Source organism: Streptomyces maremycinicus, from assembly GCF_001184025.1.
GTDB classification, from domain to species: Bacteria; Actinomycetota; Actinomycetes; order Streptomycetales; family Streptomycetaceae; genus Streptomyces; species Streptomyces maremycinicus.
In genome coordinates, this window is sequence record NZ_BBYG01000009.1 from 695,382 (window position 1) to 702,144 (window position 6,763).

The window sequence follows — 6,763 nt, forward strand, 5'->3', positions numbered from 1 at the left end:
ACGGGGGACGTCGGCGTGTCCGCCCCGAAGCGCCCCGCGCCGAACGCCCTCAGGCGGTGAGCCAGGCCCGCAGCCGCTCCTCGCCCGCCAGGATCTTGGCCGTCTCCACGCGTTCGTCCCGCTTGTGCGCCAAGTGCGGATTGCCGGGGCCGTAGTTGACCGCGGGGACGCCCAGCGCGGAGAAGCGACTCACGTCCGTCCAGCCGTACTTGGGCATCGGTGTACCGCCGACCGCCTTGATGAAGGCCGCCGCGGCCGGGTGGGAGAGGCCGGGCAGGGCGGCCGGGCTGTGGTCGTCGACCACGAACTCCGCCACCCCGCAGTCGGCGAACACCTCGCGGACGTGGGCGACGGCCTCCGCCTCGCTCCGGTCCGGCGCGTAACGGAAGTTGACGGTGACGACGCACTCGTCGGGGATGACATTGCCTGCCACCCCGCCCGTGATGCCGACCGCGTTGAGCCCCTCGCGGTACTCCAGGCCGTCGATGACCGGGTAGCGCGGCTCGTAGGCGGCCAGGCGGGCCAGGATCGGGGCCGCCGCGTGGATGGCGTTGGAGCCCATCCAGCCGCGCGCCGAGTGGGCCCGCTCGCCCTTCGTCTTCAGCAGCACCCGCAGGGTGCCCTGGCAGCCGCCCTCCACCTGGCCGTCGGAGGGCTCCAGCAGCACCGCGAAGTCGCCCGCCAGCCACTCCGGGCGCTGCTCGGCCACGTGCTTGAGGCCGTTGAGGTCGGCGGCGACCTCCTCGTTGTCGTAGAAGACGAAGGTCAGGTCGCGGTTGGGAGCCGGCACCGTCGCCGCGATCCGCAGCTGGACCGCCACCCCCGACTTCATGTCACAGGTGCCGCAGCCCCACAGCACCCCGTCCTCGTCCAGCCGCGAGGGGACGTTGTCGGCGATCGGGACCGTGTCGATGTGGCCGGCCAGCACCACGCGCTCCGCGCGGCCCAGATCCGTGCGGGCGATCACGTTGTTGCCGTAACGGTCCACCGTGAGGTGGGGCAGCGCGCGCAGGACGGTCTCGATCGCGTCCGCGAGCGGCTTCTCGGTGCCGCTCTCCGAACGGAAGTCGACGAGCCGCGCGGTGAGCGCCGCGGCGTCCAGAGTGAGGTCAAGCGGTGTGTCGGCCATGCCGTCGACCCTAACGCGCCGCCTCGGCCTCCCGCTTTTCCGCGCTCGGCGCAGGGGCCTCCTCCTCTTCCGTACTCTCCAGTACCTTGTACGCGTGCCAGAGCCGTCCACCTCCCCCAAGCGCCGCGGCCGCCTCCTCCGTTTCGGGGCGGCCTGCGTGGTCCTGTCCGCCGTCGCGGGTTATGTCGTGGTGCAGTACGTCACCGGCGGCACCGACGATCCGGGCTGCCGGGTCGTATCCGGCGGCGCGGACGGCGCGACGTACGAGTTCACGCCGGAGCAGGCGGTGAACGCGGCCACGATCGCCGCCGTCGGCACCGGCCGGGCCATGCCCGAGCGGGCCGTGGCGATCGCGCTCGCCACCGCCCTCCAGGAGTCGGGGCTGCGCAACCTCGCCCACGGCGACCGGGATTCGCTCGGCCTGTTCCAGCAGCGGCCCTCGCAGGGCTGGGGTACCGAGAAGCAGGTCACGGACCCGGCGTACGCGGCGAACATCTTCTACGAGCACCTCGCCAAGGTCCGCGACTACACCGAACTGCCGCTCACGGTCGCCGCCCAGCGGGTGCAGCGCAGCGGCTATCCGGAGGCGTACGCCAAGCACGAGCCGGACGCCACGGTGCTGGCGGCCGCGCTGACCGGGACGGCGGCGGCCACGCTGACGTGCAGCGGCCGCTCGGACGCCACGGCGACGGCCACGGGTCCCGACGGGGTGCGGGCGGCGCTGGTCCGGGACTTCGGGCGGACGGCGCTCCGGGAGGCGGGCGCGGAGGCCGACGCGAAGGGTGTCTCGTCCACCGCCTCGGCGGCCCCGGAGGCACCGGCCACCGAGACCGCCGGGCGGACCGTGACGCTGCCGGTGGCCGCGGACACCGGCGGGGGACGCACTGTCGGTGAGCGCGGCTGGCAGCTGGCGCACTGGGCCGTGGCCAACGCCTCGGCGCTGCGCATCGAGCGGGTGTCGTACGCGGGCCGGGAGTGGGTCTCCGGGAACACCGACAGCCGGTGGCGGGCGACCGGCTCGACCAGCACGGAGGCCGCCGGATCCGCGGGGGCGGGCGGCGGCAACGGCGGTACCGGCAGCGTCAGGATCGTGACCGCGCAGTAGTACGGGTCTTCACCCGGCCGGGTAGTGTGCGGGCCGGCCGGGCGGCCGGGTGCTCAGGTTTTCGCGCCGTCACCCCCGTGTCCGGCGGATCCCTTGCGGACAAAGGGCTTCAGGGGTTTGACGGACTTTCACATCGGGCGGTTTTTGCCCGTTTTTATCCGCAGGCGATAATGCGACGCATTGCCAACTCTTTACATTGGCCGTGCGCAACCTTCGTGGGCTTCGAGCGGTAGTCACTGCGTCCGGGCCCGGACAGACAGACAGTCACCAGCAGTCACAGACAGTCCTTGTTCTCTCCCGTCGAAGGAGCATCATGTCCCTCCCCCTGACCCGCCGGATCGCCCGTGCCGCGCTGCTTGTCGCTGCGGGAGCGGCAGCCGGGGTCGGTGTGGCCGGCTCCGCCAGTGCGGCCCCCGGCCTGCCCGCGACTCCGAACCTCGGCGGACTGACCGCCCTGGACGGCGCGGGCGTCGGCAACGCGGTCGACGGCGCGGCGCAGAACGTCACCGGACTCGCGGGTGAGACCGGCGGCAAGGCCGTCAAGCAGACGGTGCCGGCCGCGGGCAAGACCGGCGGCAAGGCCGTGAAGAAGGCGACGCCGGCGGCGCAGAAGACGGCCGGCGAGGCCGCGGGTTCCGCCGGGGGCCTCCTCGGGGACACCGCGTCGACCGCCACCAAGGGCGGACTGCCGACGGACTCGCTCACCAAGGGCGGGCTGCCCGGCGCCGAGACCCTGCCGGTCAAGAGCCTGCCGCTCGGCTGACGCCCGCGGCCGAGAAGCCGGTGACGGGGTCCAGGGTGCTCCCTGGGCCCCGTCTCGTCGTCTCACGGACGGCTCCCGTCTTCGCAGGACGGCTCGCCGGCGCGCGGACCGGGCGGCGGCGGGCCCGCTCCCTACGGACGGGCCAGCGGCCAGCGGCCAGCGGCCAGCGGCCAGCGGCTAGCGGGCCAGCCTCGCGACCGCCGCCGCGATCCGCTCGTCCGTCGCCGTCAGGGCCACGCGGACGAAGTGCTCGCCCGCCTCGCCGTAGAAGTCGCCGGGGGCCACCAGGATGCCCAGGTCCGCCAGGTGGGCGACGGTCGTCCAGCAGGACTCGTCCCGGGTGGCCCAGAGGTAGAGGCTGGCCTCGCTGTGCTCGATGCGGAAGCCGTGGGTCAGCAGCGCCTCGCGCAGCGCCGTACGCCGGGCCGCGTAGCGTTCACGCTGCTCACGGACGTGGGCGTCGTCGCCGAGGGCCGCCACCGCCGCCGCCTGCGTGGTCGCCGACGTCATCATGCCGCCGTGCTTGCGGATCTCCAGGAGCGGGGCCAGGACGGCCGGGTCGCCCGCCAGGAAGGCCGCCCGGTAGCCCGCCAGGTTCGAGCGCTTGGACAGCGAGTGGACCGAGACGATGCCCTCGTACGAGCCGCCGTTGACGTCCGGGTGCAGCACCGAGACCGGGTCGGCCTCCCAGCCCAGCTCCAGGTAGCACTCGTCGGAGAAGAGCAGGACGCCGTGCTCGCGGGCCCAGGCCACGATCCGGGTCAGCTCGTCCTTGGCGAGGACCTTGCCCGTGGGGTTGGACGGCGAGTTGAGCCAGAGCAGCTTCAGCCCCTCCGGGTCCAGGTCCGTGGGGTCGTCGTAGACCTCGTACCCGGCGCGGGCCAGGCGCGCGCCGACCTCGTAGGTCGGGTAGGCCAGCCGCGGGTAGGCGACCCGGTCGCCGGGGCCGAGGCCCAGCTGGGTCGGCAGCCAGGCCACCAGTTCCTTGGAGCCGACGATCGGCAGGACGTGCCGGTGGGTCACCCCGCGGGCGCCGAGCCGCCGCTCCACCCAGCCGGTGATCGCGTCGCGCAGCTCGGGCGTGCCCCAGACCGTGGGGTAGCCGGGCGAGTCGGCCGCGTCGATCAGGGCCTTCTGGATCAGCTCGGGGACCGGGTCGACGGGGGTGCCGACGGACAGGTCGACGATGCCGTCCGGGTGGGCCGCCGCCGTCGCCCTGTACGGCGCCAGCTTGTCCCAGGGGAAGGTGGGGAGACGGTCGGAGACTGCGGACACGGCTTCTGGCTCACTTTCTGGGTACGGCGGCGGCCGCCACGGCAAACGCCTCGGCCCCGCACGGCGATCAGGGGTGATCAGGCCGTACGGGACCGAGGCGGCACGATGCGCGGGCCGCTCTTACTGGTTCTGCGGCGGCAGCGCGGCGACGAAGGGGTGGTCGCGCTCGATCAGACCCAGCTTGCTGGCTCCGCCGGGCGAGCCGAGCTCGTCGAAGAACTCGACGTTCGCCTTGTAGTAGTCCTTCCACTCCTCCGGAGTGTCGTCCTCGTAGAAGATCGCCTCGACCGGGCAGACCGGCTCACAGGCGCCGCAGTCGACGCATTCGTCCGGGTGGATGTACAAGGACCGCTGGCCCTCGTAGATGCAGTCGACCGGGCACTCTTCGATGCATGCCTTGTCCTTGACGTCGACACAAGGCTGCGCGATGACGTAGGTCACGCTGTCGTTCCTCCTCGATAGGGCGCCGGCGGGCCTCCTCAGGCTCCGCCGCCTGGCGCGCGGGAGCGCGGCGTCGTCGATGCCCGCCTCTAGTATCTCCGTTCCTGGGCATGATCCGAACAGGAGGGGTGAACTGACCTGTGGAAATCTCGGCCGCCGGACGCCTCGCGGTCCGCATCACCACTGCTGACGTGGGCAAACGTGTCTCCGTACGATGCCTGACCGAGCCCGGTACCGCCGGGGGGAAATTCACCGACACGGTAGGCGTTCTCACATCATGGGACGCCGGTGTGCTGCTGATCACACAAAAGAGCGGCGAGAGCGTGCGGGTTGACGCATCCTCGCTGGTCGCCGGGAAGGTCGTACCCGCCGCCCCGGCCCGCCGTCGGGGCCCGGCCGCCGGCTACGGGGAGCTCGCGCAGGTCGCCTCCCGGGCCTGGCGTCCGCTGGAGAGCGCGCGGCTCGGCGAGTGGGAACTGCGGGCCGCCGCCGGGTTCACCCGGCGGGCCAACTCGGTGCTGCCGCTCGGCTCACCGGGCGTCCCCCTCGACGAGGCGCTGGACGTCGTACGGCGCTGGTACGGCGAGCGCGGGCTGCCCGCCTACGTACAGACCGCGACGGGGGCCGAGGGCACCCAGGAGCTGCTGTGCGCGGAGCTGGAGGGGCGCGGGTGGGTGCGTGAGGTGACCGCCGAGCTGTGGATCGGGGCACTGGCGCCGCTCGCCGACCGGGCGGAGGCTGAGGGGGTGGTCCTGGCCCGGGAGGCCGACGAGTCGTGGCTGGCCCGGTATCAGCGCAAGGGGGTGAGCGAGGTGGCCCTGAAGGTGCTGACGAGCGGGCCCTCGGTGTGGTTCGCCTCCGTGCCCGGGGAGCCCGGCGAGGCTCCCGCCGCCATCGGGCGGTGTGTGGTGGACGGACGGTGGGCCGGTTTCGCGGCGGTCGAGGTCGACCCGGCGCGGCGGCGGCGGGGGCTGGCCACGCTCGTGATGGCCGCGCTCGCCCGGCGGGCGCTGGAGGAGGGGGCGTCGGCGGCCTGGCTCCAGGTGGAGGAGCACAACGCGGGGGCGCGGGCGATGTACGCCGGGATGGGCTTCGCGGCGCATCACGCGTACCACCACTACCGGGAGCTGCCGTGAGCGGGTTCGACGCCGGTGAGGCGCGGCGGCGGTTCGCCGAGGAGGCCCGGGCCGAGCGGCCCGACCTGGCGCTGCTGTGCCTGCTGATCGGGGCGGGGCCGGACCCGGAGCTGGACGAGGCCGCGCTGGACGCCGCGCAGATCGAGCTGGACCGGCTGGCGGGCGAGCTGCCGTACCGGCCCGGCGGGCCGCGGGCGTGGGCGGAGGCGCTGCGGGAGCTGCTCGGCGAGCGGTACGGGTTCCGCGGTGCGGCCGCGGACTACGAGCGGCTGGAGTCGTCGCTGCTCCACCGGGTGCTGGTACAGCGGCGGGGCCTGCCGATCCTGCTGTCCGTGGTGTGGGTGGAGGTGGCGCGGCGGGCCGGGGCGCCGGTGTACGGGGTCGCGCTGCCGGGTCACTTCGTGGTGGGGTTCGGGCCGCCCGCGGACCTCGGGCGCCAGGTGCTGGCCGATCCCTTCGACGGGGGCCGGATCCTGTCGGGCGAGGACGCGGAGTCGCTGGTCACCGCGGCGACAGGGGCACGTCTCAAGCCCTCGATGCTGATCCCGGCGGAGCCGCTGGACGTCGTGATGCGGATCCTGAACAACATCCGCTCGTGGGCCGTCGCCCGGCCGGAGCGGTCGGACGTCGCGCTGTGGGCCGTGGAGCTGGCGCTGGCCGTGCCCTCCCACCCGGCCCGGCTGCGCTACGAGAAGGGGCAGCTGCTGGTCCAGCGGGGGGACTTCGTCGGCGGGGCCGTGGAGCTGGAGGAGTACGCGGGACTGGTCGAGGTCGTGGACGAGGGAACCGCGGAGCGCGTGCGCAAGGAGGCGTTCGCCGCACGGGCCATGCTGAACTGAGCCACCGGCAGGCGCCCGCCTCCGCCGCGGAGCGGCCCGCCCGGCGGAGGGACACCCGTCTCGGCGGAGCCCCTC

General features: G+C 73.7%; 7 protein-coding genes. 4 read left to right on the forward strand and 3 right to left on the reverse strand.

All coding sequences use genetic code 11. The features are described 5' to 3' along the window. Positions 1-49: 49 nt before the first annotated feature. Positions 50-1,129, reverse strand: coding sequence for a succinyl-diaminopimelate desuccinylase (gene dapE, locus AOQ37_RS07565; RefSeq protein ID WP_062642422.1), 1,080 nt, complete (start codon positions 1,127-1,129; stop codon positions 50-52). A gap of 94 nt (positions 1,130-1,223) precedes the next feature. On the opposite strand from dapE, the gene AOQ37_RS07570 reads away from it, so the two are divergent. Together AOQ37_RS07570 and AOQ37_RS07575 are read left to right on the forward strand one after the other, a co-directional pair. After that, on the forward strand, positions 1,224-2,234 hold the full coding sequence (locus AOQ37_RS07570; RefSeq protein ID WP_107085128.1) for a heavy metal transporter: 1,011 nt from the start codon (positions 1,224-1,226) through the stop codon (positions 2,232-2,234). A 313-nt stretch (positions 2,235-2,547) separates the two neighbouring features. Continuing rightward, entirely contained in the window at positions 2,548-2,997 is a 450-nt protein-coding gene (locus AOQ37_RS07575; RefSeq protein WP_062642425.1) for a hypothetical protein, read from the forward strand. A 177-nt stretch (positions 2,998-3,174) separates the two neighbouring features. On the opposite strand, the gene AOQ37_RS07580 is transcribed toward AOQ37_RS07575, so the two are convergent. After that, positions 3,175-4,272, reverse strand: a complete 1,098-nt coding sequence (locus tag AOQ37_RS07580; RefSeq protein ID WP_062642427.1) for a bifunctional succinyldiaminopimelate transaminase/glutamate-prephenate aminotransferase — start codon at positions 4,270-4,272, stop codon at positions 3,175-3,177. A 120-nt stretch (positions 4,273-4,392) separates the two neighbouring features. After that, positions 4,393-4,713, reverse strand: a complete 321-nt coding sequence (gene fdxA / locus AOQ37_RS07585; RefSeq protein WP_003973842.1) for a ferredoxin — start codon at positions 4,711-4,713, stop codon at positions 4,393-4,395. A gap of 140 nt (positions 4,714-4,853) precedes the next feature. Between fdxA and AOQ37_RS07590 the strand changes: the two genes are divergently transcribed. Both AOQ37_RS07590 and AOQ37_RS07595 read left to right on the forward strand, forming a co-directional pair. Further along, the gene (locus AOQ37_RS07590; protein ID WP_062642429.1) at positions 4,854-5,849 is read left to right on the forward strand and encodes a GNAT family N-acetyltransferase; all 996 of its coding nucleotides are present in this window, start codon (positions 4,854-4,856) and stop codon (positions 5,847-5,849) included. Continuing rightward, positions 5,846-6,688 carry a transglutaminase family protein gene (locus tag AOQ37_RS07595; RefSeq protein ID WP_062642431.1) on the forward strand — a complete coding sequence of 281 codons (843 nt, stop codon included), beginning with the start codon at positions 5,846-5,848 and terminating at the stop codon, positions 6,686-6,688. The genes AOQ37_RS07590 and AOQ37_RS07595 overlap by 4 nt, the downstream gene beginning before the upstream one ends. Positions 6,689-6,763 lie beyond the last annotated feature (75 nt).